The following is a 24,483-nucleotide window of genomic DNA, read 5'->3' as shown; positions in this document are numbered from 1 at the left end:
ATGCCTACATGAACATCAGAGCAGGAGTCCCGGGGTTGCTGATCGGGGCCGACTGCCTGCCCGGATGTTCAGTGTGTCGTGCGGCGACTGGCTGGGTCGTGCCTACATGAACGGACTAGCAGGCATTCTCGACCTCATCTGTGCGCTCAGTGCCGCGCCTCATGCTGATCGCCGCCTGTGACTGATTGGATGTTTAGTGGTTCGAGCACTGTCTGAAATGATCATGCCTACATGATGTCATGTTCAGTGGCACCACGGGACTGATCGCTGTCTTCAGGCTGACTGGATGTTCAGTGATTTCGGGAGCCCCTGAATGCCAACACCCACATGCCTGGATGTTCAGTAAGTCCACTGCGCCTGATGATGGTGCATGTATATTTGTCTGTCTGTCATTGGTGCTTGCCTTTGATGTCTGTGTTTCACCGTTGCTCAGTGCGGAGAGGCATTGAAGGGCTCGCTGGAGCGCAGGCTGATTCACGCGTGGGGCGGCGGCTGCTCCGGCCGAACGTCGCTTCGCGGAGCAGGGGGGAATCACATTGTCGGGTGAACCCATGCCACTGGGAGGGCAACCATGGCGAAGACGAACGACACCAGGCGACGAGGCGGGCGGAGCAGGGGGCGGACGGCGCGCACGGAATCGGAGCCTCAGAGGAGCCAGGAGGTGGAGCGCAAGCAGGGCCGCAAGTCCGTGGGGCGCGCCGCGACCTCGGGACGGCGGGGAGCGGTCGTCGCCGTCGCCCCCGAGCTCGCGCACTGCGCCTTGAAGCAGGAACCCGAGCGCGTGCTGCCCGCGGACCTCAATCCGCACCGGGTGCATCTGATCCGGGTGAACGAGAAGAAGTGGGCCAACGGCACCGTGCTGCGCTACTACTTCTTCGACCGGTCCACGGATGGGGAGAACGTTCGGCTCCAGGACGGCGGCACGCAATGGATACCGTGGACCACGACGGACGCCGAGAAGGACGTCGTGCGCGAGGCCTTCCGCCGATGGAAACAGGTGGGCATCGGCCTGGAGTTCAAAGAGGTGAAGTCCCGGAGCGAGGCGGAGCTTCGCATCGGCTTCATGCGCGAAGACGGTGCCTGGTCCTTTGTCGGGCGCGACGTCCTCCGGCATGGTCCGGACGAGCGGACCATGAACTTCGGTTGGGATTTGACCGAGAGCAGCCGGGAGCTCGACACCGCCATCCATGAGATAGGGCACTCGCTGGGCTTCCCGCACGAGCACCAGAACCCCAACGCCGGCATCGTGTGGGACGAGGAGGCCGTCTATGCGGCGCTCGCGAAGCCGCCCAACCGCTGGAGCCGGCAGACGACCTTCTTCAACATCATCCGGCAGTTGGACCCCACCTCGGTGGAGGGCTCCACCTGGGATCCAGACTCCGTGATGCACTATCCCTTCGGTCCGGGCCTCATCAAGGAGCCCAGGCCCTACTTCGACAAGGGCCTGAATCCGAAGGGCGGCATCTCCGACCGGGACAGGGAATGGGTGAAGCGCCTCTATCCGCCCATCGCGGAGAAGGACCTCACGCCGCTCCAGCCCTTCCAGTCCGTGAGCCTGGCGCTCAAGCCCGGCCAGCAGCGCAACTTCACCTTCACCGCGCCGGAGACCCGCGAGTTCGAGCTGCGGACCTTCGGCACGTCGGACACGGTGATGGTGCTGTTCGACAACACCCAGGGCGCCTACCAGTTCCTGACGGGCGCCGACGACAGCGGCCAGGACGTCAACGCGTCCCTGAAGCTCAAGCTCTTTCAGGGACGCGAGTACGTGCTTCGCGTCCGGATGTTCTACGAGGAGCGGGCAGGGGAGTCCGCGGTGATGCTGTGGTGAACGCCCCCGCGCCCAGGCCCTGGCTCAGCCCGGCGTGAACCACAACACGGACAACGGGGGCAGGGTGAGGGTGGCCGACGCCGGCTGGCCATCCCAGCCCGTGGGCTCGGTGTGAATTTGCCCCATGTTGCCCAGGTTGGAGCCGCCGTACTGCTCGGCGTCCGTGTTGATGAGCTCCACGTAGCGGCCCTGCAGCGGGAAGCCCACGCGGTAGTCCTCCCGCACCGTCGGCGACAGGTTGGCGATACACACCACGTGCCGTCCTGGCTGACGCGCGCGCCGGACGAAGGCGAACACGTTGTACGCGGCCGAGTCCGGCTGGAGCCACTGGAAGCCCACGGGCTCGCCGTCCGCGTCGTGAAGCGCGGGCATGTCCCGGTAGATGCGGTTCAGGTCGGAGACGAGCTGGAGGATGCCGTGGTGCCCCGCATCGTGCGTCAGGTGCCAGTCCAGGCTCTTGTCGTGGTTCCACTCCGCCGGCTGGCCGAACTCGCCGCCCATGAAGACGAGCTTCTTGCCCGGGTGCGCCCACATCCAGGCGAACAGGGAGCGCAGGTTGGCGCGCTTCTGCCACGGGTCGCCCGGCATGCGCCCATACAGGCTGCCCTTTCCGTGCACCACCTCGTCATGGCTCAGCGGCAGCATGAACTGCTCGCTGAACGCGTACAGCAGGCCAAACGTGAGCTGGTTGTGGTGGTACTGCCGGTAGATGGGGTCCTTGGAGAAGTACGACAGCGTGTCGTGCATCCACCCCATGTTCCACTTGTAGTCGAACCCCAGGCCGCCGTCGGACACCGGCGCGGACACCTTGGGCCAGGCCGTGGACTCCTCCGCGATGATGACGACGCCCGGGTGCTTGCGGTGGACCGTTTCGTTCAGCTCGCGCAGGAACTGGATGGCCTCTTCGTTCTCCCGTCCGCCCCAGCGGTTGGGAATCCATTCGCCCTGCTTGCGGCTGTAGTCGAGGTAGAGCATCGACGCCACCGCGTCCACGCGCAGCCCGTCAATGTGGTACTCCTCAATCCAGAACAGCGCGTTGGCGATGAGGAAGTTGCGCACCTCGTTGCGGCCGAAGTTGAAGACCAGCGTGCCCCAGTCCGGCTGCGCGCCCTTGCGCGGGTCGGCATGCTCATACAGCGCCGTGCCGTCGAACTGTCCCAGCGCGTGCAGGTCGCGCGGGAAGTGTCCGGGCACCCAGTCCACGAGCACTCCGATGCCTTCCTGGTGCATGTGGTCGATGAAGAAGCGCAGGTCGTCCGGGTGGCCGAAGCGCGCCGTGGGGGCGTAGTAGCCACCGACCTGATAACCCCAGGAGCCCCCGTAGGGGTGCTCGGCCACGGGGAGCAGCTCGATGTGCGTGAAGCCGGTGAACTTGATGTACTCGGCCAGCGCGGGGGCCAGCTCCCGGTACGTCATGGGCCGGTCGCCGTCCTCCACCACCCGGCGCCAGCTGCCCAGGTGGACCTCGTACACGCTCCACGGCTGGTGATGGACGTCCCGCCGCTGCGCGCGTTGCTCCAGCCACGCCGCGTCGCCCCAGGTGTAGCGCGCCAGGTCGTGCACCACGGAGGCCGTGGCGGGGGGGACCTCGGTGCGGAAGGCGAACGGGTCCGCCTTGAGGACGTTGGGGCCGCCCTGGCCGGGGCGAATCTCGAACTTGTACCGGGTGCCTTCGCCCACCTCGGGAACGAAGAGCTCCCAGATGCCGGAGGAGCCCATGCGGCGCATGGCGTGCAGCCGGCCGTCCCAGCCGTTGAAGTCACCGACGACGGACACGCCCGCCGCCGTGGGGGCCCACACCGCGAACGAGGTGCCGCGCACGCCGTTGTGATGCAGCAGGTGCGCGCCCATGCGCTCCCAGAGGCGCTCATGGCGGCCTTCACCGGCGTAATACAGGTCCATCTCCCCCAGGGTGGGGAGGAAGCTGTACGGGTCGCGGAGCGTGAAGACGCGCTTGCCGGGGTACTCCACCTCCAGCAGGTAGTTGAACGTCTGGTCCTTGCCGTTGATGCGGGCCTCATGGACGCCGCCCAGGCGGTGCGTCATCGCGACGCGACCGCCGGACTCTGGCAGCACGTGGATGGCCACGGCGTCCGGGCGGAAGGCGCGAATCACCACGCCATCCCCATCCGGGTGGATGCCCAGGACGGAGTGGGGCTCCGGATGCCGCAACTCCACGACGCGCTGAAGCTCCGCGTCGATCTGGGCCTTGTCGGCTGGCTTCCTCACTTGGATGCCTCCATGCGCAAGAGGGCCTGGACGGGGATGCGCACCCAGTCGGGCCGGTTCTGCATTTCGTACCGCACTTCGTAGAGGAGCTTCTCCAACTCGAACGCGCGCAGCATGACGTCGAAGGCGTCTTCGTCCGTGGGCAGGAAGGCCGCGCCGCGCGTCACCTGCCGGTAGCCTTCCACGAAGGCGTCGCGGATGGTGTTGATGCGCTCGTGGGGCGTGCCACCCTCCAGCGCCACCGTCGCCTCCGCGTAGTCGAACGAGCGGATCATCCCCGCCACGTCGCGCAGCGCGCTGTACTTCTCCCGGCGGGCGGTGAAGGAGCGCGCGGGCTCGCCCTCGAAGTCGAAGAGGAGCCACTGGTCCTTGGCGCGCAGCACCTGCCCCAGGTGGAGGTCGCCGTGGATGCGAATCTTCTGGCCGGAGGGCGACACCTGCGCCAGGCGCCTGGCGTACTCGATGAGGTCCTCGCGCCGGTGCTCCAGCTCCGGGTTCTGCCGGCTGGCGTCCGCCAGCGTCACGCCCAGCTCCCCGACGATGGAGGCGCTCCAGCGCTGGAGGTCCTCTTGCAACAGCGGCTCCGGCGTGAAGGCCGGGTCTTCGTCGGTCGCCGAGGCGAACGCCAGGTGGAGCTCGCCCAGACGCGCGCCCAGGTCTCGCATCTCTGACTGGAAGCGCTCACCCACGGCGCGTTCCTGGCGCAGCCGGTCCAGCGTGTACTTCCAGCCGTCCGTCGCATCCGGCACGAAGCGGTGGGCCACCGCGAGCGTCGCGCCCGCCGCCCCTTCCAACTGCAGCGCGCCCAACAGCGTCGGCGTGGCGCGGAACGACGTCCTGGTCGCGAGGAAGCGGCCCACCTCATGCTCCGGATTCACGCCGGCTTCCAGCTTGCGGATGATCTTCAGGATGACCTGCTCACCCAGCACCACCGAGGTGTTGCTCTGCTCCACCTGCAGCCGCCGCACCTCCGGTGACGCGGGGAGGGCGAGCAAGCCGTCCTGACCGCCAATCCATTCGCCTTGCACGCGGCCGGACGCGGACGCCACCTGGCCTCCGGTCCGGATGAGGTCGAAGAGGCCCCGCAGGCACTCGTCGCTCTCCAGCGCGTCCCGCACGCCCTCCGTGGAGGGATGCACGGGCAGCAGGTAGCGCTCCGGGCTGCCCAGCTCGTAGATGACGTCCACCACGGCGAGGCTGAAGGAGCAGCCGCCTGATTCGATGGTGGCGTGGTCCATCACCGTGACTTGCTTGATGGGCCAGGCCTTGCCGCTGAACCAGCGCTGGTGCTTGAGGTAGTCAGGCAGCTTGGTCAAATCGAGGGTCATCATTCGAGGCTCCTCACCTGCTGCGGCCTGTCCAGCCGGAACCACAGGAACATGTAGGGGCCCATGGAGAGCTGATACGGCAGCTCACCCACCCGCGGGAAGGGGGTCTCTCCAATCAACTCCACCGGCACCGAGCCCTCCCAATCACGCATGTCGAGCACCGCGGGCTGGGCGAAGCGCGACAGGTTGCACACCACGAGGACTGTCTGGCCTTCCCATTCACGGATGAAGGCCAGCACCTTGCGGTTGTCCGTCTGGAGGAAGCGCAGGTTCCCCAAGGAGAAGACAGGGTAGCGCTGGCGGATGCGAATCATCCGCTTCACCCAGTGCAGGAGGCTGGACTTCACCCGATCCTGGGCTTCCACGTTGATGGACTGATAGCCGTACACCGGGTCGGCGATGACGGGCGCGTACAGGCGTGCGTAGTCCGCGCGGCTGAAGCCCGCGTTGCGGTCTCCCGTCCATTGCATGGGCGTGCGCACGCCGTTGCGGTCGCCCAGGTAGATGTTGTCGCCCATGCCAATCTCGTCCCCGTAGTAGAGGACGGGCGTGCCGGGCAGGGTGAAGAGCAGGCTGTGCATCAGCTCGATGCGCCGGCGGCCGTTGTCCATCAGCGGCGCCAGCCGGCGGCGGATGCCCAGGTTGATGCGCATGCGCGGGTCGGTGGCGTACTCCCGGTACATGTAGTCCCGGTCTTCGTCCGTCACCATCTCAAGCGTCAGCTCGTCATGGTTGCGCAGGAAGATGGCCCACTGGCAGTTGTCCGGGATGTCCGGCGTCTGCTGCATGATTTCGACGATGGGCGTGCGGTCCTCGCGGCGCACCGCCATGAAGAGGCGGGGCATCACCGGGAAGTGGAAGCCCATGTGGAACTCGTCGCCGTCGCCGAAGTACACGCGTACGTCGGCCGGCCACTGGTTCGCCTCCGCCAGCAGCATCTTCCCCTGGTATTCCGCGTCGATGGTCTTCCGCAGGCGCTTGAGGAAGGCGTGCGTCTCCGGGAGGTTCTCGCAGTTGGTGCCTTCGCGCTCGAAGAGGTAGGGCACGGCGTCGCAGCGGAACCCGTCCACGCCCATGTTGAGCCAGAAGCGCATGACGTCCAGCATGGCCTCCTGCACTTCGGGGTTGTCGTAGTTGAGGTCCGGCTGGTGGCTGAAGAAGCGGTGCCAGAAGTACTGCTTGGCCACGGGATCCCACGTCCAGTTGGAGCGCTCCGTGTCCAGGAAGATGATGCGCGCGCCTTTGTACTGCTCGTCGGTGTCGCTCCAGACGTACCAGTCGCGCTTGGGGCTGTTGGGGTCGCTGCGCGCCTCCTGGAACCAGGGGTGCTGGTCACTGGTGTGGTTCACCACCAGCTCGGTGATGACGCGGATGTCGCGCTTGTGCGCCTCATCCACCAGCCGCTGGAAGTCCGCGAGCGTGCCGTAGTCCGGGTGGACGCCGTAGAAGTCCGCGATGTCGTAGCCGTCATCGCGCAGCGGTGAGGGGTAGTGGGGCAGAAGCCAGAGGCAGTTGATGCCCAGGTCCTGGAGGTACGGGAGCTTCTCTATCAGGCCGGGGATGTCCCCGTGGCCGTCGCCGTTGGAGTCATGGAAGGCACGAAGGTGCAGCTCGTAGATAAGAGCCTTCTTGTACCAGAGGGGATCCAGGTCCATACGCCTCTCGGGGTGTCACTCGTAGTAGTCGAACGCGTTCTCGGTGCGGCGGAACCGGTGGACGGCCCAGAGGGCCGCGGGCTGCTCGGGCGTCAGGCGCACCTGTACGTCGGGACCCTGCCACAGCGAGCGTTGGTCCGACATCAACTCGTGCACCTGATACGTCTCGTCGGGGCGCGCGCCCAGCCACTCCAGCGGGACGTGCAGCAGCGCCTCCTGGGCGGCATACGGGTCCAGGCTCACGGCCATCAGCACGATGCTGCCGCCGTCGGGCGTGCGCTTGCCGTAGAAGAGGACGCGGTCGTTGTTCGACGAGAAGAAGCGCAGCGTCCCGTACTGGTGCAGCGCGGGGTGCGTGCGGCGCGCGGCGTTGAGGCGCGCAATCCAGTCCCGGATGTTGCCGGGCCGGTCCCAATCCCATGCGACCAACTGGTACTTCTCCGAATCGGTGTACTCCTCCTTGCCCGGGATGGGGCGGCCTTCGCACAGCTCGTAGCCGCAGTACATGCCCCACACCGAGGAGAGTGTGCCCGCCAGCGCCGCGCGCAGGCGGAAGGCGCCAGGCCCCGCGTTCTGGAGGAACTCCGGGAGGATGTCCGGCGTGTTGGGCCAGAGGTTGCCGCGGAAGTAGTCGGACACCGGCGGCTGGGTGAGCTCCTCCAGGTACTCCTGGAGCTCGCCCTTGAAGTTGCGCCAGGTGAAGTAGGTATACGACTGGGTGAAGCCCACCTTGCCCAGGGCCTTCATCACCTTGGGCCGGGTGAAGGCCTCGGACAGGAAGAGGACCTGCGGATGGGCCTCCTGCACGCGGCGGATGAGCCAGGCCCAGAACTGCGTGGGCTTGGTGTGGGGGTTGTCCACGCGGAAGGTGTTCACCCCGTGCTTCACCCAATGGAGGACGACCGACTCCAGCTCCGCCCAGAGCGACTCCCGGGCGGGGCCCATCCAGTCGAAGTTGACGATGTCCTCATAGCGCTTGGGCGGGTTCTCCGCCGTCTTGATGGTGCCGTCCGGCCGGTGCTGGAACCACTCCGGATGCTCCTTCACATAGGGGTGGTCCGGTGAGCACTGGAACGCCAGGTCCAGCGCCACCTCGATGCCGTGCGCCTGCGCCGTCTCCACGAAGTGCCGGAAGTCCTCCAGCGTCCCCAGCTTCGGGTGCACGGCCTTGTGGCCGCCTTCCGAGGCGCCAATGGCCCAGGGGCTGCCCACGTCGTCGGCCGCCGCGGTGAGGCTGTTGTTCTTGCCCTTGCGCGCCGTGCGGCCAATGGGGTGGATGGGCGGGAGGTAGACGGTGTCGAAGCCGAGCTGCTGGATGTACGGCAGCCAGGCCTCCGCGTCCCGGAACGTGGCGTGGGTGACGCCGTCGCGCAGCGCCGAACGGGGGAAGAATTCGTACCACGCGCTGAAGCGGGCCTTCTGCCGGTCCGCGAAGACCTCCAGCACCTTGTCGTAGCGGCGGGCCAGCGACCGGTCCGGATGGGCCGAGGCCACGTCGGCCAGCTCGGGCGCCAGGGCCACGGCGAGGAGGTCAGGGGAGGGGGCCTGTCGCAGCCGGGCAGCCGCTTCGGTCAACACCCGCGCGTCGTCCAACTGCTTCGCCGAGCGGGCTCGGGCGGCGGCGCCTTCCAGCAGGGCGGCGCCTTCCAGCAGCTCGCTGCGCACGTCGCGGCCCGCGTCGACCTTGCGCTTCAGCTCGGACGTCCAGGTCCGGAAGAGGTCTGGCCAGGCTTCTATCGTGTACTCGTAGCGGCCGTTCCGCGTCAGGGGGAAGTCGCCTTCCCACCGGTCATTGCCGAGGAAGCGCATGGGCACTTCCGCCCAGTCGGTCTGCTGGGATTTGGGTGTCACCTGGCGCCAGCGGATGACGGCGACGAGGACGTCATGGCCTTCCTTGAAGACATCGGCCTTGACGGTGCACCGCTCTCCCACGATGCGCTTCACGGCGTGGCGTCCCGCGTCCAGCTCGGGGCTGACTCCCTCGATGAATACGCTTCCGAGTCGTTCAGTCATGGTGGCTGGCGGCCCTTATAGGTCTTGGGTTGTGATGGCCTCGCGGCGAATCGCGATTGTTGTCGATGCTGGACGGCTTGCGCGCCGGCCGCGTTGGCTCGTCAACGTTAAGGATGGGGGCGGGCACTGCCCACCCTGGAAGGCACAGCGCGCCCGGGCGCCCGCCTGCCGATACTTGAAGCTGGGAACTGCCCTGCTGATTGAGCTATCCGGGACGAACATGGCGCCTCCTTCCTCCGCTGTGCTCCGAGCAAGCGACCCTGCGCTGGACCTGGCCCTCCTCCGGCAGGTCGCCCTGGGAAGCCCGCGGGCCATGCGCGACGTCTACACGCGCTGCGGCGGACGGTGCTTCGCCATCGCGTTGCGGTTGCTACCAAACCACGCTGACGCGGAGGAGGTGTTGCAGGAGACCTTCCTGGAGGTCTGGCGGCGCGCCAGAGAGTTCAATCCAGAACGCGGCGGCCTGGAGGCCTGGGTGACGACGATTGTGCGCACGCGCGCCATCGACCGGCTGCGGGCGCAGGGAACAGCGGCCCGCCTGGTGGAGGGCGCGGCGCGCCAGGCGCCTCCGGTCAGCGCCGCGCCCGACGCGCCCGACGAAGCGGCCAGCCAAGGGGAGGCGCGTGTCCGGGTGGTGGCCGCGCTGGCCCAGCTCCCGCCGGAGCAGCGCGAGGTGGTGGCGCTGGCCTACTTCGAAGGCCTCTCCCAGCGGGAGATTGCCGAGCGCACCGGCGACCCGTTGGGCACGGTGAAGACGCGCGCGCGGCTCGCGTTGGAGAAGCTGGGGGCGCTCCTGGAGGTGCTGCGCCCAAGCGCCTGAGATTCCCTCAACGGCCCTTCTTGCGCTCCGTCTTCGCCGACGGGGCCTCTCCGTAGCCGGGCACCACGAGCCCGAGCGTCTGGACGAAGTTGACCGCGGCCTCCACGGGGATGCGCGTGGCCTTCACCCGGTTGCGCGCGGGGTCGATGAACACGCCCTTCGCGGTCCCGAAGTCCGCCTTCGTGAGCGTGCAGCCTCGGAAGTTGCTGCCGGTGATGTCCGACTCGCTGAAGTCCGACTCGGACAGGTCCGTGTCGATGAAGTTCAGCTCCATCGCAGTGCAGCGCAGGAACGCCGTCTTCCGCAGGCTGAGCCCCGCGAAGGTGCAGTAGCGCAGGTTGGAGCCGTCGAAGGTGACCTCGGGGAAGGTGCCCACGTCGCTCCAGTCGATGCCCATCAACTTGGAGCTTTCGAACCGCACGTCTCGCAGGGAGGTCTCCGTGAACCGCGCGCGCGTGAGGTCGCAGCCGGTGAAGACGCAGGCCTCCATCCGAGTCCTCGTCCAGCGGCTCTCCTGCAGGGTGCAGTCGCGGAAGGTGCAGCGGTAGAACTCCTTCCCGCCGAGGTCCGCCTCCTGCAGGTTCAGGTCGGCGAAGGTCTCGTTCTCGAAGCTGTCTTCTTCATGGAGGCGCTGGGAGGACATGGCGGGCCCGTCACTAACGCCAGTGGGCGCTCGCTGGCCAAGGCATTTCGCTCCGGGCATCTATCCATGACGCACGGTGAAGGCCGCCAACACGGGCCCGGCAAGGCGGGTGTTCGCGGGAGACGTCGGCCCTCCTTCGGGGAGCTGAGTGAGGAGCGCTTCCAGTGCGGGCTTCATCTCCTCGAAGGCGGCGGTGGCCGCCGCCGCGTTGTCGAAGAAGCGGTGGTAGAGGAGCCAGCCGGTGACGGAGCAGGCAATGGCGTGGAAGGAGCGGGTGTCATCCAGCTCGTAGGTGAGCCGCGCCAGCCCGCCGAAGTCCTCATCCCGCGCGATGATGCCGCCCTGGGTCCCCATCCACCCGATGGAGCCCCCGTCTTCATATGGCCGCCACGCCGCGTCTTCCGAACGTCCCACCATCCACCCCTTGCGAGGAAACCGGCGCCATCATGCGTGGCTCGGGGCGGACGCTCCAGGGCTCCGAGGCCTCCGCTTCGTCGGGCGGTGGACGTCGGACCGGCGCGGCGGAGGTAGGGAAGGGGAGCACGCCGCTGTTCGCGGAACAGTTGACGCGGGGCGGTTTGTGCCCGGCGAGGCGTCGTCCTAACCTGCCATGTCCATGAAGGCGATCCTCGTCTCCCTTTTCCTGTTGGGCTCGGCGCCGGAGTCCAGCGCGCCAGCGATTCCGCCCGAAGCGCTCGCGGCGCCCCCTGTCGCGGATGAGTCTCCCACCGCGTGGTCCTGCACCGTGGACACCCTGCGCGCTGGAAAGGAATGCGTCTTTGAGGCGGACCTGTCCGCGGGCTCGCCCAGCGATGCGCAGGACGCGTCCAACAAGAAGCTCCTCCAGGACGTGAGCCGCGCGCTGTGCACGGAGGCGGTGGGCAACATCCGCGAGGGCCGCCCGGACGCGACGCTCACCGCGCTCTGTGAGCGGCGCTACATCACCGCCGTGGACCAGTGCGGCCTGGAGGGCACGTCGTTCGTGGTGGATGCCAAGGGCCGCTTCGCTCCCGGCGCTCGCTCCTGCTACCGCGCGCTGGCCAGCGTCCTTCAAGAGGTGCAGTTCATGGCCACGGTGGCCTCGCCGTGCTGCGAGTGCGCCGCCCGCGCCAACTGTCCGGGCACCGCGGACCGCTGCTATGCGGAGGTCGCCCAGCAAGCCACCGCGCCCCAGACGCAGGCGTGCCTGAGTGACAGGTGCGCGGATGCGTGCGCCGTCGTGCTGCCGGCGCCTCGCTCCGGTGCGCACCCCGCGCCCACCGTCCAGCAGCGCAACCGCTCCACCAGCCCTGGCTCCGCTTCCCTCTAGGGGTTCCGCCCATGCGCCATCCTTCCTGGAAGCTGTCCACCTGGGCCCTGCTGGGCTCGTTCGCCGCCGGCTGCGGCGCCTCGCATTCCCATGTGACGTGGTCTGAGGACGCGCCGCACCCGAAGGAGGAGGTGTTCGCCGTCAGGCCTCCGCCGGAGCCGCCCGCGCCCAGCCCCACCGCGGACCCCAGGGCCTTCGCCGCCCGGTACGCCAACCCGGCCGTGTGTGAAGCCGCCGCGCGGCGCCTCCAGGGCGCTTCACGGGATGAGGCGTGGGATGGCCTGAAGGCCTGCATCGAGCACACGCCCTTCACCCAGCTCAACGCGCTGCTGGGCCGCGCCTGGGCGAAGGAGCTGAGCGTCCGTCCCGAAGGCGCGAAGCTCATCGCCCGCGTGGTGGCCCAGCGCGGTGGCAGCGTGACGGGCGAGCTGCGCTACCTCCAGGAGAAGCAGATCCCCATCTTCTCGCTGACCTCCGCCATGGATCGGCCGGACACGTACAAGGGCCGCTACGTGCTGCTGCGCGCTCAGGTCGCGGACCAGCGCTCGGAAGGTGCGCGACCCACGGTGTGGCTGGTGGAGCAAGCCCTGCGCTCCGTCCAGACGGACGAGGTCGTGGGTTATGGCGAGCGCATCGACTCCGTCATCGCGTACTCGGGTGACGTGGGCGGGCGCGGCGCGGTGACCACGGCGGAGCGCTCCGGCCGCGGCACCACGCGGCGCTTCGTGGAGAACATCTCCGACGAGACGGGCCGCGAGGCACTCGGCCGTCTGGCCAGCGCCGACCCGTTCCTGGAGACCCGGCGCGACTACGTCATCCTCGCGCGCTTCGACGGCGTCCGCCTCACGTCGGGCGGCGCGGAGACGGATGACGAGGCGCCGCGCATCCCGGTGCTGACCATCGTCAGCTACCACGCGCCGCAGGCGCTCGTCGTCTACTGAGCGGCCTTCGACGCGGGCTCGTCGCTGAAGGACGGCGGCGGGGTCTGCGTCAGGGCCGGGGCAGGCTGACCGCTGGACATCGCGAGGAGTCCCTTGAAGCACCGGACGGCGAGGAGCCAGTTCTTCGGGCGCTTCAAGTCGAGCCCGCCGACGAGCTGCTTGAGGATGCTGAGCGTGTCGAAATAGACGCGCTCGCAGACCAGCGTCCCGGCTTCATCGAAGATGAAGAACCCCGTCATCCTCACCCGGAAACGGTTGCCCGTCGGCGGTATCGCGCCCAGGGGCCCCAGGTGGGTCCCCATCAGCCAGAACTCCACGATGACGGCGTCGTCACTGTGGCGCAGCGAGATGATTTCGTGGGTCTGGTCCGGGAAGGCGATGCGGGTGTCGCGGTAGTACGTGCGCACCGCGCTGTCGCCATCGTGCACCGTCAGGGTCGGGACCAGCTCGTAATGCGGGTGCGGGAAGGTCGACAGCACCGCGTCCCAGTCCTGCCGGACCTCGTCACGGAAGTGGGCCAATACGAGCTTCTGACGCGCCTGGCGGACCTGTTCGGTGAGCACGCTTGCCTCTTCGCGGCGTGGTGGAATCACCGAGCGTACCCGTGACCGGATTTCCTACGAAAGCCTTGATGACGCAGAAAAAAAACGAGGCGTCGGGGAACTCGCCCCGACGCCTCGCCATGGAAACCGACCCCGCGCCAGTCCCCATGAAACCGTGTGCAGGTCGCGCCCGCGCTACTGCCGGGTCGCGCCCATAATCGTGAAGTGGTGCGCTACATCGCGGCCCGAGCCCACGTCCACCGTCACCGGGTGCTCAGGCGCGGTGGAGGCGCTGACGGAGGCGGGCGGCTCGAGCTGCACCGTGAAGGTGCCCGGGATGAGGAACTTGAAGACCGCATCATAGGTGCCGTCTCCGTCCGCGTCGGCCAGCGCCAGCCGCTCACGGCTGCCCGCCTCGTTCGTCATCACCGCGCTGAAGTCGCCCAGCGTCACCTGACGGCCGTCCACCACTGGCAGCGCCACCGTGGCGGCCGTGTCCGCCGTCACGCGGATGCTGCCGGAGGCCGTCATCTCGGCGGACTTGATGACCGGACTCATCACCCACCTGCCTGAGTTGCCCGCCTCCTTGCCAAAGCTCTGGCCGACGTCGAAGTCCACGAGCAGCACCTTCTGCTCGCCTTCGATGGTCAGCTTCTCGGAGAACTTCACCTTCAGCCCGGACGCGCCGTAGCTGGGCATGTGGAGCTGGCCGCCCACCTGCGTGCCCGCGGGCAGGCCGGCGTAGTCGGCTGACGACGCGAACACGGTCGACGAGCCATCCTCGTTCGCCACCTCAATGTAGCCACCGGTGATGACGAAGCGAAGCTCGGAGTAGTCCCCATTGGGGACCACGGCTTCGGAGACCAGCTCGGACGTCGAATTGGCGAGCTCCAGGAGGTTCACGGTGGCGGGCGAATCGCGCAGCACCACGCGGCCGTCGTCGCCGCCCTGGAGGTAGATTTCAGAGATGGTGACGACGGCGGTGCGGAGGTCGTCCCCCGGCGCGTCGGTCAGCAGCAGGGTGACCTTGCCTTCATTGCCGCCACACGCCATCAGGGGAAGCAGGGCGATGGGCAGCAGGGCCAACAAGCGCGAGCGAAGAGTCATGGTCGGCACGTCCCGAAAGGGGCCCGCCGGAATTCCGGGCCGTTCGATACGTAATGACCCAGCCCGGAAACCTCCGGCCACGCGAACCTGCACACGTCACCGCGAAAGCAGGGCGGCCGGAGGCCTACACCCACTTACGCCGGCGACGTGTCCAGGCCGTGTTTGCGCAGCAGCTTGCGCAGGTACACGCGGTCGATGCCCGCCTCGCGGGCCGCGCGGGACACATTGCCCTCGCAGCGGTCGATGAGGGCGCGCAGGTAGTCGCGCTCGAAGCCTTCGATGATGCGGTCCTTGGCTTCCTTGAAGGGGAGGTCCAGGGAGATGGGGCGCGTGCTCTCCGGGTCGTCCGAAGGCGGCGGCAGGGTGGTGGGGTCCTCGGCGTGGGAGGGCAGGTCCGGGATGTCCGGCAGGGCCTCGTCACCCAGGTTCACCACCCGGTCCACCACGTTGCGCAGCTCGCGGACGTTGCCCGGCCACGGGTACTGCGCGAGCAAAGCGCGCGTCTGGTCCGACAGCGCGCTGGGAGGACGCCCCATGCGTTGCAGCACCGTGTCGACGAGCAGCGGCACGTCCTCCAGTCGCTCCCGCAGCGGCGGAAGGCCGACGCGGAGCACCGCGAGCCGGTGGAAGAGGTCGCCGCGGAAGCGCCCGGTCTGCACCGAGCCCTCCAAGTCCTGGTGCGTGGCCGCGACGACGCGCACGTCGACGGTGCGGTAGTCGTTGGAGCCCACGCGCTTCACCTGTCGGCGCTCCAGCGCGCGCAGCAGCCGGGGCTGGACTTCCAGCGGCAGTTCGCCGACCTCGTCCAGGAACAGCGTGCCGCCGTGGGCGCGCTCGAAGGCGCCCGCGCGGTCGGCGTGCGCGCCCGTGAAGGCGCCTTTCACGTGGCCGAAGAGCTCGCTCTCCAGCAGCGCGGGCGCGATACCCGCCAGGTCGGCGATGACGAAGGGCCCCCGGGCCCGAGGGCTGTGCGTGTGAATGGCCTCCGCGCACAGCTCCTTGCCCGTCCCCGTCTCGCCCTGGATGAGCACGTCCGACTCACCCGCGGACAGCCGCTCCAGCAACGTGAAGAGCTCCCGCATGCGGCGGCTGTTGCCCACCAGCGCGCCGAAGGCGCTGCGCGCGGACAGGGGGCGCGCCCGGGGCCGCTCGCTCTCCGGCATCAGCTTCAGCTCGGTGGTGCCCAGCTTGAGGACCGCGCCCGTGCGCACCTCCAGCTCCTGGAAGCGCATGCCTTCGCAGAAGGAGCCATTGCGCGAGCCCGGGTCCACCGCGCGCACGCCGCTCTCGTTCACCTCGAGGAGGAGGTGCTGCCGCGACACCGCCCGGTCCGAGAGGAGGATGTCCGCATCCCGGCCCGAACCCACGCGATAACGTCCAGGCATCAGCGGCCAGTCGCGGCCAGCGTCCGGACCCGACAACACCACCAGCCGGGTACGTACCCTTTGGACGCGAATGGCCGGCAACGCATCGGTGCGGACCAGCTCGTCGTCCCCGTCCTCATCTCCCAGACTCGCCACGGCGCGGACGATATCACAGCCGCCTTGCGGGGTTGGCCTCCGCATTCCCGGGTTATGCGGTAAACTTTGAAAGGGGGTGTCAGCCGCGATGGCAAGTGCGCCGCGAGAGCGATTCGGCCGGTATGAGCTTCAAGAGCGGGTGGGCCATGGCGGCATGGCGGAGACGTGGCGCGCCCGGCTCCGGGGCGCGGCGGGCGTCACCAAGTCCGTGCTCATCAAGAAGGTGCTCCCGGAGTACGCCAACGACGAAGCCTTCGTGTCCATGTTCATCAGCGAGGCGCGCATCTCCGCCACGCTGTCGCACGGGGCCATTGCCCAGGTCTTCGACTTCGGGAAGGTGGACGGGCAGTACTTCCTGGCCATGGAGTTGGTGGAGGGCCAGCCGCTGAACCGCATCATGAAGCGAGCGCTGCGCTCCGGCTTCCACTCCCTGCCGGTGCCCATCGCCGTCTTCATCGCCATGGAGATGTGCCGCGGCCTGCACTACGCCCACACGCGCGGTGACGAGAAGGGCGAGCCGCTGGGCATCGTCCACCGGGACATCTCTCCCGACAACGTCCTCATCGGCTACGAGGGAGAGGTCAAGATCGTCGACTTCGGCATCGCCAAGGCGCGCTCCCTGCGCAGCTTCAACACCGAGCCCGGCGTGGTGAAGGGGAAGTACCTGTTCTTCTCGCCGGAGCAGGCGCGGGGCGAAGCGGTGGATGCCCGAACGGACGTCTGGGCCACCGGCGTGGTGCTGTTCCAGATGCTCTGCGGCCGGCTGCCCTTGGAGGGCCAGGTCCACACGGTGTTGCAGCGGTTGAACAGCGGCCAGCCGCTGCCCTCGGCGCGACAGGTGCGGTCCGACATCCCCGTGGCGCTGGACGCCATCCTCCAGCGGGCGCTCGCGCTCCGGAAGGACTCCCGTTTCGCGTCCGCTCACGCGCTCGGGGATGCCCTGGCCGGCTTTCTCTACTCGTCCACCCCGCGCTTCTCGCCCATGTCCGTGGCGTACCTGCTGCGGGAGCTGTTCCGCCCCGACCTGGAGGCGCTGGGGGTGGATGCCCGCGTGCCGGCCGCCTTCGCGGAGGAGCTGTCCATCTGGCGCGAGGCGCCCCCGCTGCCAGCGCCCACGCAGCACGGCGTGCCAGCGCTGGACCTGGCGCCGGACTCCCGCACCGAGGAGCGCGGGCCGGTCGAGGTGGACGACGCGGCGCGGGAGGCGCCCGCGCCGCGCGTGACGCGGGTGGGCCTGTTCGCCGAAGGCAGCCGGAGCTCCCAGTGGGTGGCCAGGGTCGGCCTGGTGGTGGCCGCGGTGCTCGCCGCGGTGGCGGTGACGCGGGTGGGGTCCGACTTGCTGGCCGCCGCCAGGGAGGAGGCGCGCGTGCCCGGGCCGCCCGTGGCGCAGCGGATCATTCCTCCCGTCGCAGCCGCCACACGCCCGGTCGCGGCAGCGGCGCCTTCGCGGGCCTCCGCGGCCGTGGTTGAGAGCGCGGATGACGAAGAGGTGTCGGAAAACGCAGACACGCCGGAGGCCGCAGCCGGACGCTCCGGCGTGGCGCGGCCGGTCTCCGGAGCGCGGAGCGGCAAGGTCGTTCCCGCGACTGGCTCGGGCGCACGAGGACCGACGCGGCAGGCCCAGGCGACGCGGCTGGGCGAGGCGGGCAACGCCCTGGCGGCGTCGCAGGTGACGGCGGGGCCCGCGTACAGGGTGCTCATCGCCGGGCGGACCCTCCAGCGCGAGGGGAAGTTCACGGCCGCACGGAGCTCCGCCCGCGAGTGTGTCCGGCTCGAGCCCGACAACGCCGAGTGCTACCTGCTGCTGGGGGCGGTGGAGGTGAAGCTGGGGCGAGTCGAGGAGGGGGCTCGCAACTACCACCGCTTCCTGGAGCTGGCCCCTTCGGACCATCCGCTCGCGAGCACCGTCCTGCGCACCCTGCAGGAGTACGAAGCCCGCCAGCCCGGCCGTCCATGATTCGACGCAACGAGTCATCCGGTTGCGCGCCGGGGGCTTGGAAAAGCGAGGGAGCCTCCCGTACAACGGGGCTCGCATGACGCACCTCCGCTTTCCTCGACTCCTGACGCTCCCTGCGCTGCTGACGGCGGCCGCATGTGGTGAGTCTGACTCCATCCCTGTCCGGACCTGTGACGTGACGTTGACCTACGCACCGCAGCAGTCCGTCGCGGGCGACGTTCAGGTCATGGGGGAGTGGAACAACTTCGCCTCCCTGCCTCAGGCCATGACCGACCGGGGCGACGGCGTGTTCACGCTCCGCCTGGAGGGGCTGGAGCCGCGCGACTACGGCTACCGCTTCGTGCTGGGCGACAAGCAGGAGCTGGACCCGGAGAACCCGTACTCGCGTTGGGTTCGCGCGGAGGAGTATTCGCGCCTCACCGTGCCGGACTGTCGCCAGCCCGTGCTGGAGCTGAACCGCTTCACGGTGACGCCCGAGGGCGCGCTGGACGTGGCCGTCTCCTACCTCGATGGGACTGACAAGGCCGGCCCGGCGGGTGAGGGCCTGGTGCTGTCGCTGGACGGGACGCCCCGGCCGGACGCCTATGACGCCGCTACCGGCCGCTTCAGCCTGAAGGTGCAGGGCCTGGCGCAGGGCAAGCACCACGTGAAGGTGGTGGCCCGGGACAGCCAGGGCCGAGAGGCGGAGCCGCTCTACCTGCCGTTCTGGGTGGAGCCGGAGCGGTTCCGCTGGGAGTCGGGGCTGATGTACTTCGCGTTCACCGACCGCTTCAACAATGCCCGGCCGGAGAACGACGGCCCGGTGGCGGACGTGGACCCCATCGCCAACTACCTGGGCGGTGACTTCGCGGGCATCACCCAGAAGCTGGAAGAGGGCTACTTCGACGCGCTGGGCGTGCGCACGCTCTGGATTTCGCCGGTGGATCAGAACCCGGAGGGGCGCTTCATCGGCACCGGCGGCAAGTACTACACGGGCTACCACGGCTACTGGCCGTCGAAGCCGCGCGAGACGCAGCACCGCTTCGGTTCGCTGGAGGAGCTGCGCGCCCTCACCCAGGCCGCGCACAAGCGGGGCATCCGCGTCATCGCCGACCTGGTGCTCAACCACGTCCACCAGGAGCACCCCTACTGGACGAACCACGGCCAGGAAGGCTGGTTCAATACTTCCGCCAGCTGCGTGTGCGGCTCGCAGGACTGCGACTGGGAGGCCCAGCGCCTCATCTGCAAGTTCACGGACTACCTGCCGGACTTCAACTGGCGCTCCACGGACTTCGTGGACCAGTTCGCCGCGGACACGCTGTGGTGGCTGGAGCAGGCGGACTTCGACGGCTTCCGCCTGGACGCGGTGAAGCACATGGAGCAGGTGGCCGGGCGCACCATCCGCGGGAAGCTGAAGGAAATCACCGCCATGACGGGCACCGAGTTCTACCTGGTGGGCGAGACGTTCGTCGGCGCGGACGGCCGTTCGCAGATTGCCCGCTACATCAGCCCGCGTGAGCTGGACGGGCAGTTCGACTTCCCCCTGTACTGGCCGGTGCGCGAGGCCTTCGCGGACGGCCAGGGCCTGCAGCGCGTGGACGACGCGGTGCGCGCCAACGAGGTCTTCTACGCGCCGGGGACGCTCAACTCGCCGTTCCTGGGCAACCACGACGTGGCGCGCTTCATCTCCCAGGCCGCGGGGCAGCTGCAAGGGGAGGGGAGCGACCCCTTCGGCCCCAACCGCCCGTCCGCGGTGGTGACGGACCCGACCGCCTTCGAGAAGATGAAGTACGGCTTCACCTTCGTGCTGACGCAGCCGGGCGTGCCGCTGGTGTACTACGGCGACGAGGTCGGCCTGCCGGGCGCGGGGGATCCGGACAACCGCCGCTTCATGCGCTTCGGCGGCACGCTGGCGCCGCTGGAGCAGGAGCTGCTCGGCTTCGTGCAGAAGCTGGGGCAGGCGCGCCTGGCGCACGAGGCGCTGCAGACGGGCGCGCGGCGGACCCTGCGCGTGGAGAACGACCTCTACGTGTTCCAGCGCGATCTGCCGGACGGGCGGGGCGCTCTGGTGGCCATCAACCGCGGCGCCGTGGAGCGCTCACTGGTGCTGGAGCTGATGGGGAGCCTGGCCGCGAGCAGCGACACCTACGCGGACATCTTCACGGGGCAGACGCTGCAGCTCGCCGGCACGGAGACGGTGCTCGTCGTCCCGCCGCGCGGCGTCGCTGTCTACGTGCCTCACCAGGGGTAACCGCGCGGGGATGTTCCGGTGGAGGGGTGGGCCGTCCCCCTTCCGCCGGCGCATCCCGCTCAGGACTGCGGGGCCGCCTGCTCGCTCTTGCCGTGCTTGTAGAAAAACACCATGGTGTAGCAGTGGAATTCGTTGTCGGAAGACTGACACACGACCCGGTCCACAATCTCCAGGTCGGAGTTGCTCTTCAGCCACCGGGTGACGTTCTCACCCAGCTCCTCGCGCTCCTTCGCCTTGGTGGCGGAGAAGACCTTCACGCCCGTGAACATCGCCTGCCACTCCTTGTGCGGTGCTGATTCAGGACAATAGGGGGTTATCGCACGCGCCGTTCCGGGGTGTCAAAAACCCGGCTTCCCTGCCGCGGGGATATTGCTCGTCCACGCCTGGGGGTTTGCAGCCTCTCGCCCGTGCCTATGTTGCTCGAGTCGCACCTGATTGCGTGGGGCGCTCGTGGCAGGGGGCCGCGAGTGGCGGCGGAGTGGGGAAGGGGGAAGGCCCGTGGACATGAAGACCAAGAAGGACCTGGCCGTAGACTTCATCAACACCATCCGGACGATGGAGCCCTCCGCGCTGAATGCGCTCATCGTCAAGGAGGCAGGTGAAGAGCTGGCCCAGTTCTTCCTCAATTACAGCGCGAATCTCATCTCCAAGGACCCGTCCCGGGTGCTGGAGAACACGTCCTCGCTGATGCTGATGGGGTACCTCATCCGCACCTACGAGGAGAAGAACACCCAGGCCACCCAGGGCACCTTCCAGTCCTACGCGTTCGCCTGAGCTGGGGGCAGGGCGTTGCAGGCTCGACAGGGCTCGGGGGAGCCTGTTAGGGAGCAGCGCCCATGCTCATCGACCTGCACGCCCATTCCCACCTGTCCAAGGGTTGCGAGCTGGATCCTCGCGCCGTGCTGGAGCGGGCCGCCTTGTTCGGCCTGGACGGGGTGGCCTTCACCGAGACGAACACCCAGGACGGCTGTGACGAGCTCTTCGAGATCGGCGCGAAGTCGAAGCTGAAGGTCTTCGTCGGGCTGGAGCTGGTGACGGACCGTGGACAGTACCTGTGCTTCTTCCCGAAGCCGGAGCTGGCCCCGGAGCCGGTGCAGATGTGGGGCAGCAACCGCGAGAAGCCGTGGAGCGCCGCCGAGTGCCTGCCCAAGGTGAAGGCCCTGGGCGCCGCCATCATCGCCGCGCGGCCCTATGACCGGGACTCGCAGAACCCGGCCATGGACTTCATCCGCTCCCTCAGCGTGCTGAGCGCCGTGGAGGGCTACAACGCCCGGGTGAAGCAGACGTCCAATGACCTGGCCGTGGAGGCCGCGGCGGCGCTGAAGCTTCCGTGTGTCGGAGGCAGTGACGCCCGGGGCTCGCTCGACGAGGTCGGCCGGGGCGCCACGCTCTTCAAGCGGCCGGTGCAGACGCAGGCCGAGCTGGTGGCCGAGCTGCTGAAGGGCGACTTCTGGCCGGTGATGGCCGGCGACCTTCCCCGGCTCACGCGCCCGGGAGAAGCCCAGGCGGCGCGCAAGTCCGGTGGTGGTGGCCGCGGCGGTGGTGGCAAGCGCCGCCGTCGCTAGCCGGCGCTCACCGCGGTCCGCTCAGGGGACGACCTGGCCGCCGCCTTCCTCGGCGCGAGCGAGGCGCCCGTCCGTGAAGAAGGCGCGGCGGCGGCCGCCGGGGTAGATCCACTCCTCGTTCTTGGCCGTGCCTTCCAGGGAGCGCCGCACCGTCTCCGGCGGGCCCCAGGCCATGCGCGCCGCGTCCGCGGACATGTTGGCCACCAGTCGCTTCTCGCGCACGGCCTCCTGCACCGCGGGGGGCAGCGCGTCCAGGGTGGGCTTCAAGTCCCGCGCGGACAGGTACTTCTCCAGCTCCGTGCGGAAGTCCTCCGGGCGGTCCAGGTTGGGCGGCATCACCAGGATGAGCGGCGGCGCGTTGGCGGGCGCGCCGGCCTCCGTGAGGTACACCCAGGGCCAGGCGCGCGGGCTGTAGAGGACGCGCTCGGTGATGACCCAGGAGGTGGGGAACTCCACGCGGGTGATGCGCACCTTCGTCCCGGCGGGGAGCACGCGCTCCACGGCGCCCGGGTTGATGGGGGCGCCCTTCGTGTCGTCGAGCAGCCGGACGTCCTCGGGCGCGTAGGGCGTCAGCAGGCGCTTGGAGGCGTCACCGAAGAGCGGCGTGACGTTGCTGGAGACGCGGAGGTACTGCTCCGCCTCCGGGCCGGAGAGCGTCTGGTGGAGGGAGGTCCGCGCCTCGGGTGGCATGCGCGTCTGGGACGCACAGCCCGCGCCAAGCACGGTCAGCAGGGAGAGGGACAGGATTCGGAATGGGGCGAGCGGCATGGCACCTCCGCGGGACAGGGCCCGGCAGGTGTCCTGATTAGCTCACCGGGCTGGCTGCGTCAGCGGGGATGGCTCCAGCGCCTCGCGCTTGCCGCCGCGGCATCCGCGCTGGGACGGGCAGATGGGGCCGCGGCCATGCGGGTCCGCGACGAGGAGGAAACGGCCGAACCCGCGGGTGTCCGTCAGCTCCGGATGACCACACAGCGCGCAGTGACGGGGAGGACGCTTGGAGGGGGGAAAGGGCACGGGGCGTGAGTGTGCGCCGCTCCCATGCCCGGAGCGAATTTTCGGCGGGCCCGGCCCCAAGGGGGCGCGGGCCGGGGACTACTTCTTGTCGCCCGAGGCGGCCGGCGCGGCGGGGGCCGGTGCCGGCGTGCTGGGCGCGCTGCTGGCCGGCGAGGACGCGCTCGACGACGAGGAGGAGGCGCTGCTGCTCGACGTGGAGCCGCCGCCGTCCTTCTTGGTGGAGCTGTACAGGTCGGAGTACCACCCCCCGCCCTTGAGGACGAAGCTCGAGCGGCTGACGACCTTGGTCATCGACCCCTCGGCCCCGCACGCGCTGCACGTGGCAGGGGCGGGGTCGGAGATCTTCTGCAGCACGTCGATCATCTTTCCACAGCTCTGGCAGGAGTACTCGTAGATGGGCATGGTTCTCAGTGCCTCGTCAGGGTGTTGATTCAGCGGGAGCCGGCCAGCAGCTGCTTGCGCAGTCCGTCCGCCAGTCCCAAGCGCTCCAAGGCGCGGAAGACGAGCTCGGCCGGGGCGCCGTGCTTGCGGGCGACGGCATCCGCCAGTTCGTGCAGGTCTCTGGCATCGTTCAGGACCTCACCGACCAGCCGCTCCAGTTCCTTGCGGAGCATGTCGGCGAACTTCTTCTGGATGCCCAGGTCGGCCAGGTACTTCTCGCGCCCGAGCAAATCCAGCCGGTGCGTCAGGTGGGGCGCGGCCAGGGCCTCGCGGCGGAAACGCTCGCGCAGGGCCTCCACTTCCTCCGTCAGCGACAGCACGGAGACCAGCCGTTGCAGCTCCGACGGGCTCAGGCCCAGGGCCCAGGCCACGCGGCCGGCGGCGCCCCGCTGGCCGGTGAAGCCGTCCAGCACCTGGCGGCGCTCCTTCTCCACCATCGTGTCCATCAGCGCGTGGTCCCGGAGCACGTTCTCCAGGTCCATCTGCGTCAGCTCGCCTCGCGCGCCATTGAAGCGCTGGGACAGGGCCCGCAGCAGCGCGAAGCGGTGGTCGGCCGCCTCCAGCGCGGCCTCTACGATGGGCTTGCCCGTCAGGCGCGTCAGCTCCAGGAAGGACGCGCGCGGCGCCTCCACGCGGGTGAAGCGGCCCCGGGGGCGCGGCAGGTCCCTGCGCGAGAGGGCGGGCTCCTCGGCGAAGTCGGCGGGCGACCCCAGGGTGTCCTCCGTGGGGGCGCGCTTGCGCGGGGCGATGCGCTCCTTGACGGTGGCCTCCAGGTCCTCCTTCGAGGCCTTGCCACCCTTCTTCCCGGAGGACGCCTCCGCGGCGGGTGGCGGGGCGAAGGTGAGGGTGGGCTCCGCGGGAGCTGGAGGAGGCGTCCTCTGCTCGCGCACGTGGGCCAGCTCGCGGGCGACCTCATAGAAGCCGCACGCCTGACGCTGCGCGGCCACGGCGGCCTGGGTGCCGCTGAGGATGTCGATGACGGCGAAGGGCCCCAGGGGGGAGGCCTCGGGTTCGCCGTCCGTCAGTGCGCGGACGCGGAAATCATCGGCCTCGGCCAGGAGGGCCAGCGCCTCGCGGACCTCGGGTGCCGGTGCGGGTGCTTTCGCGCGCCTGCAGAAGTCCGAGACGGCAACCGCCACGGGGGTGGGGACGTCGTCGGGCTGCCGTCTTCTCTGCCAGGGACTGTTCATGAAGGTCGCGGAAAAATGCTCGTTTACGAGGGCGGATGCCTCTATCTTCGCCTGCAGACAGGTGTCAATGAGCCAGTCCGATTCCAATCTAAACAGCCTACGGCGAGTGCAAGTCGAGGGGACGAGCGGGCGGGAGGGGAGGCGCCCCCCG

At 68.9% G+C, this 24,483-nt stretch carries 21 protein-coding genes; 8 read left to right on the top strand and 13 right to left on the bottom strand.

Going from position 1 to position 24,483, the window contains the following annotated elements; genetic code table 11:
- The first annotated feature begins 661 nt into the window (after nt 1–661).
- A complete protein-coding gene (locus HV824_RS04810; RefSeq protein WP_217917100.1) occupies nt 662–1,828 on the top strand; it encodes a M12 family metallopeptidase in 1,167 nt (388 codons plus the stop codon).
- Nucleotides 1,829–1,852: 24 nt separating this feature from the next.
- On the opposite strand, the gene glgB is transcribed toward HV824_RS04810, so the two are convergent.
- The 4 genes from glgB to HV824_RS04790 are packed head-to-tail and all read right to left on the bottom strand — an operon-like array spanning nt 1,853 to nt 9,053.
- Entirely contained in the window at nt 1,853–4,057 is a 2,205-nt protein-coding gene (gene glgB, locus HV824_RS04805; RefSeq protein WP_176422762.1) for a 1,4-alpha-glucan branching protein GlgB, read from the bottom strand.
- Nucleotides 4,054–5,388 (bottom strand): phosphotransferase, encoded by a 1,335-nt coding sequence (locus HV824_RS04800; protein WP_176417386.1) that lies wholly within the window; start codon nt 5,386–5,388, stop codon nt 4,054–4,056. Before HV824_RS04800 ends, glgB begins: the two co-directional genes overlap by 4 nt.
- Nucleotides 5,385–7,040 carry a maltose alpha-D-glucosyltransferase gene (treS, locus tag HV824_RS04795; protein WP_176409327.1) on the bottom strand — a complete coding sequence of 552 codons (1,656 nt, stop codon included), beginning with the start codon at nt 7,038–7,040 and terminating at the stop codon, nt 5,385–5,387. The genes HV824_RS04800 and treS overlap by 4 nt, the downstream gene beginning before the upstream one ends.
- 15 nt (nt 7,041–7,055) lie before the next feature.
- Nucleotides 7,056–9,053: an alpha-1,4-glucan--maltose-1-phosphate maltosyltransferase gene (locus HV824_RS04790; RefSeq protein ID WP_176422761.1), complete on the bottom strand. Its 1,998-nt coding sequence runs from the start codon at nt 9,051–9,053 to the stop codon at nt 7,056–7,058.
- A 220-nt stretch (nt 9,054–9,273) separates the two neighbouring features.
- On the opposite strand from HV824_RS04790, the gene HV824_RS04785 reads away from it, so the two are divergent.
- A complete protein-coding gene (locus HV824_RS04785; protein WP_176417388.1) occupies nt 9,274–9,873 on the top strand; it encodes a sigma-70 family RNA polymerase sigma factor in 600 nt (199 codons plus the stop codon).
- A gap of 7 nt (nt 9,874–9,880) precedes the next feature.
- Here the strand turns inward: HV824_RS04785 and HV824_RS04780 are convergent, their stop codons facing one another.
- Together HV824_RS04780 and HV824_RS04775 are read right to left on the bottom strand one after the other, a co-directional pair.
- Entirely contained in the window at nt 9,881–10,516 is a 636-nt protein-coding gene (locus HV824_RS04780; protein WP_176417389.1) for a pentapeptide repeat-containing protein, read from the bottom strand.
- A 60-nt stretch (nt 10,517–10,576) separates the two neighbouring features.
- A complete protein-coding gene (locus HV824_RS04775) occupies nt 10,577–10,933 on the bottom strand; it encodes a hypothetical protein (protein ID WP_176417390.1) in 357 nt (118 codons plus the stop codon).
- A gap of 193 nt (nt 10,934–11,126) precedes the next feature.
- Between HV824_RS04775 and HV824_RS04770 the strand changes: the two genes are divergently transcribed.
- Nucleotides 11,127–11,825 (top strand): hypothetical protein, encoded by a 699-nt coding sequence (locus HV824_RS04770; RefSeq protein WP_176417391.1) that lies wholly within the window; start codon nt 11,127–11,129, stop codon nt 11,823–11,825.
- An 11-nt stretch (nt 11,826–11,836) separates the two neighbouring features.
- A complete protein-coding gene (locus HV824_RS04765; protein ID WP_176417392.1) occupies nt 11,837–12,766 on the top strand; it encodes a hypothetical protein in 930 nt (309 codons plus the stop codon).
- Here HV824_RS04765 and HV824_RS04760 read toward each other — a convergent pair.
- The 3 genes from HV824_RS04760 to HV824_RS04750 form a co-directional block, all read right to left on the bottom strand.
- Nucleotides 12,760–13,329 (bottom strand): ester cyclase, encoded by a 570-nt coding sequence (locus HV824_RS04760; RefSeq protein WP_176417393.1) that lies wholly within the window; start codon nt 13,327–13,329, stop codon nt 12,760–12,762. The two genes, HV824_RS04765 and HV824_RS04760, sit on opposite strands and share 7 nt — an antisense overlap.
- 174 nt (nt 13,330–13,503) lie before the next feature.
- Nucleotides 13,504–14,415: a DUF4382 domain-containing protein gene (locus HV824_RS04755; RefSeq protein WP_176417394.1), complete on the bottom strand. Its 912-nt coding sequence runs from the start codon at nt 14,413–14,415 to the stop codon at nt 13,504–13,506.
- 134 nt (nt 14,416–14,549) lie between these two features.
- On the bottom strand, nt 14,550–15,935 hold the full coding sequence (locus HV824_RS04750; RefSeq protein WP_368670910.1) for a sigma 54-interacting transcriptional regulator: 1,386 nt from the start codon (nt 15,933–15,935) through the stop codon (nt 14,550–14,552).
- Nucleotides 15,936–16,023: 88 nt separating this feature from the next.
- On the opposite strand from HV824_RS04750, the gene HV824_RS04745 reads away from it, so the two are divergent.
- Both HV824_RS04745 and HV824_RS04740 read left to right on the top strand, forming a co-directional pair.
- Nucleotides 16,024–17,892 carry a serine/threonine-protein kinase gene (locus HV824_RS04745; protein WP_176417396.1) on the top strand — a complete coding sequence of 623 codons (1,869 nt, stop codon included), beginning with the start codon at nt 16,024–16,026 and terminating at the stop codon, nt 17,890–17,892.
- 175 nt (nt 17,893–18,067) lie between these two features.
- Nucleotides 18,068–20,122: an alpha-amylase family glycosyl hydrolase gene (locus HV824_RS04740; protein ID WP_368738021.1), complete on the top strand. Its 2,055-nt coding sequence runs from the start codon at nt 18,068–18,070 to the stop codon at nt 20,120–20,122.
- Between the two features lie 59 nt (nt 20,123–20,181).
- On the opposite strand, the gene HV824_RS04735 is transcribed toward HV824_RS04740, so the two are convergent.
- Nucleotides 20,182–20,391 (bottom strand): hypothetical protein, encoded by a 210-nt coding sequence (locus HV824_RS04735; RefSeq protein ID WP_163787247.1) that lies wholly within the window; start codon nt 20,389–20,391, stop codon nt 20,182–20,184.
- Between the two features lie 229 nt (nt 20,392–20,620).
- Here HV824_RS04735 and HV824_RS04730 point away from each other — a divergent pair, with 229 nt between their 5' ends.
- On the top strand, nt 20,621–20,896 hold the full coding sequence (locus HV824_RS04730) for a hypothetical protein (RefSeq protein WP_090492493.1): 276 nt from the start codon (nt 20,621–20,623) through the stop codon (nt 20,894–20,896).
- A gap of 62 nt (nt 20,897–20,958) precedes the next feature.
- On the top strand, nt 20,959–21,687 hold the full coding sequence (locus HV824_RS04725) for a PHP domain-containing protein (protein ID WP_163787477.1): 729 nt from the start codon (nt 20,959–20,961) through the stop codon (nt 21,685–21,687).
- Between the two features lie 21 nt (nt 21,688–21,708).
- On the opposite strand, the gene HV824_RS04720 is transcribed toward HV824_RS04725, so the two are convergent.
- The 3 genes from HV824_RS04720 to HV824_RS04710 form a co-directional block, all read right to left on the bottom strand.
- Nucleotides 21,709–22,455 (bottom strand): hypothetical protein, encoded by a 747-nt coding sequence (locus tag HV824_RS04720; protein WP_176417399.1) that lies wholly within the window; start codon nt 22,453–22,455, stop codon nt 21,709–21,711.
- Nucleotides 22,456–22,779: 324 nt separating this feature from the next.
- Nucleotides 22,780–23,103, bottom strand: coding sequence for an FmdB family zinc ribbon protein (locus HV824_RS04715; RefSeq protein ID WP_176417400.1), 324 nt, complete (start codon nt 23,101–23,103; stop codon nt 22,780–22,782).
- Between the two features lie 29 nt (nt 23,104–23,132).
- Nucleotides 23,133–24,281 carry a hypothetical protein gene (locus HV824_RS04710; RefSeq protein WP_368670911.1) on the bottom strand — a complete coding sequence of 383 codons (1,149 nt, stop codon included), beginning with the start codon at nt 24,279–24,281 and terminating at the stop codon, nt 23,133–23,135.
- Nucleotides 24,282–24,483: the final 202 nt, after the last annotated feature.

This window comes from Myxococcus sp. AM009, assembly GCF_013372605.1.
Lineage (GTDB): Bacteria > Myxococcota > Myxococcia > Myxococcales > Myxococcaceae > Myxococcus > Myxococcus vastator.
The sequence above is the reverse complement of the archived record's forward strand: the minus strand, read 5'-3'. Positions and strand labels throughout refer to the sequence as shown.

Bases quoted from the DNA above. Each gene is read 5' to 3' on its own strand.
- HV824_RS04800 (WP_176417386.1), bottom strand. From the start codon at position 5,388: ATGATGACCCTCGATTTGACCAAGCTGCCTGACTACCTCAAGCACCAG.
- HV824_RS04755 (WP_176417394.1), bottom strand. From the start codon at position 14,415: ATGACTCTTCGCTCGCGCTTGTTGGCCCTGCTGCCCATCGCCCTGCTT.
- HV824_RS04780 (WP_176417389.1), bottom strand. From the start codon at position 10,516: ATGTCCTCCCAGCGCCTCCATGAAGAAGACAGCTTCGAGAACGAGACC.
- HV824_RS04745 (WP_176417396.1), top strand. From the start codon at position 16,024: ATGGCAAGTGCGCCGCGAGAGCGATTCGGCCGGTATGAGCTTCAAGAG.
- treS (WP_176409327.1), bottom strand. From the start codon at position 7,040: ATGGACCTGGATCCCCTCTGGTACAAGAAGGCTCTTATCTACGAGCTG.
- HV824_RS04770 (WP_176417391.1), top strand. From the start codon at position 11,127: ATGTCCATGAAGGCGATCCTCGTCTCCCTTTTCCTGTTGGGCTCGGCG.
- HV824_RS04765 (WP_176417392.1), top strand. From the start codon at position 11,837: ATGCGCCATCCTTCCTGGAAGCTGTCCACCTGGGCCCTGCTGGGCTCG.
- HV824_RS04725 (WP_163787477.1), top strand. From the start codon at position 20,959: ATGCTCATCGACCTGCACGCCCATTCCCACCTGTCCAAGGGTTGCGAG.
- HV824_RS04785 (WP_176417388.1), top strand. From the start codon at position 9,274: ATGGCGCCTCCTTCCTCCGCTGTGCTCCGAGCAAGCGACCCTGCGCTG.
- HV824_RS04720 (WP_176417399.1), bottom strand. From the start codon at position 22,455: ATGCCGCTCGCCCCATTCCGAATCCTGTCCCTCTCCCTGCTGACCGTG.
- HV824_RS04735 (WP_163787247.1), bottom strand. From the start codon at position 20,391: ATGTTCACGGGCGTGAAGGTCTTCTCCGCCACCAAGGCGAAGGAGCGC.
- HV824_RS04775 (WP_176417390.1), bottom strand. From the start codon at position 10,933: ATGGTGGGACGTTCGGAAGACGCGGCGTGGCGGCCATATGAAGACGGG.
- HV824_RS04715 (WP_176417400.1), bottom strand. From the start codon at position 23,103: ATGCCCATCTACGAGTACTCCTGCCAGAGCTGTGGAAAGATGATCGAC.
- HV824_RS04790 (WP_176422761.1), bottom strand. From the start codon at position 9,053: ATGACTGAACGACTCGGAAGCGTATTCATCGAGGGAGTCAGCCCCGAG.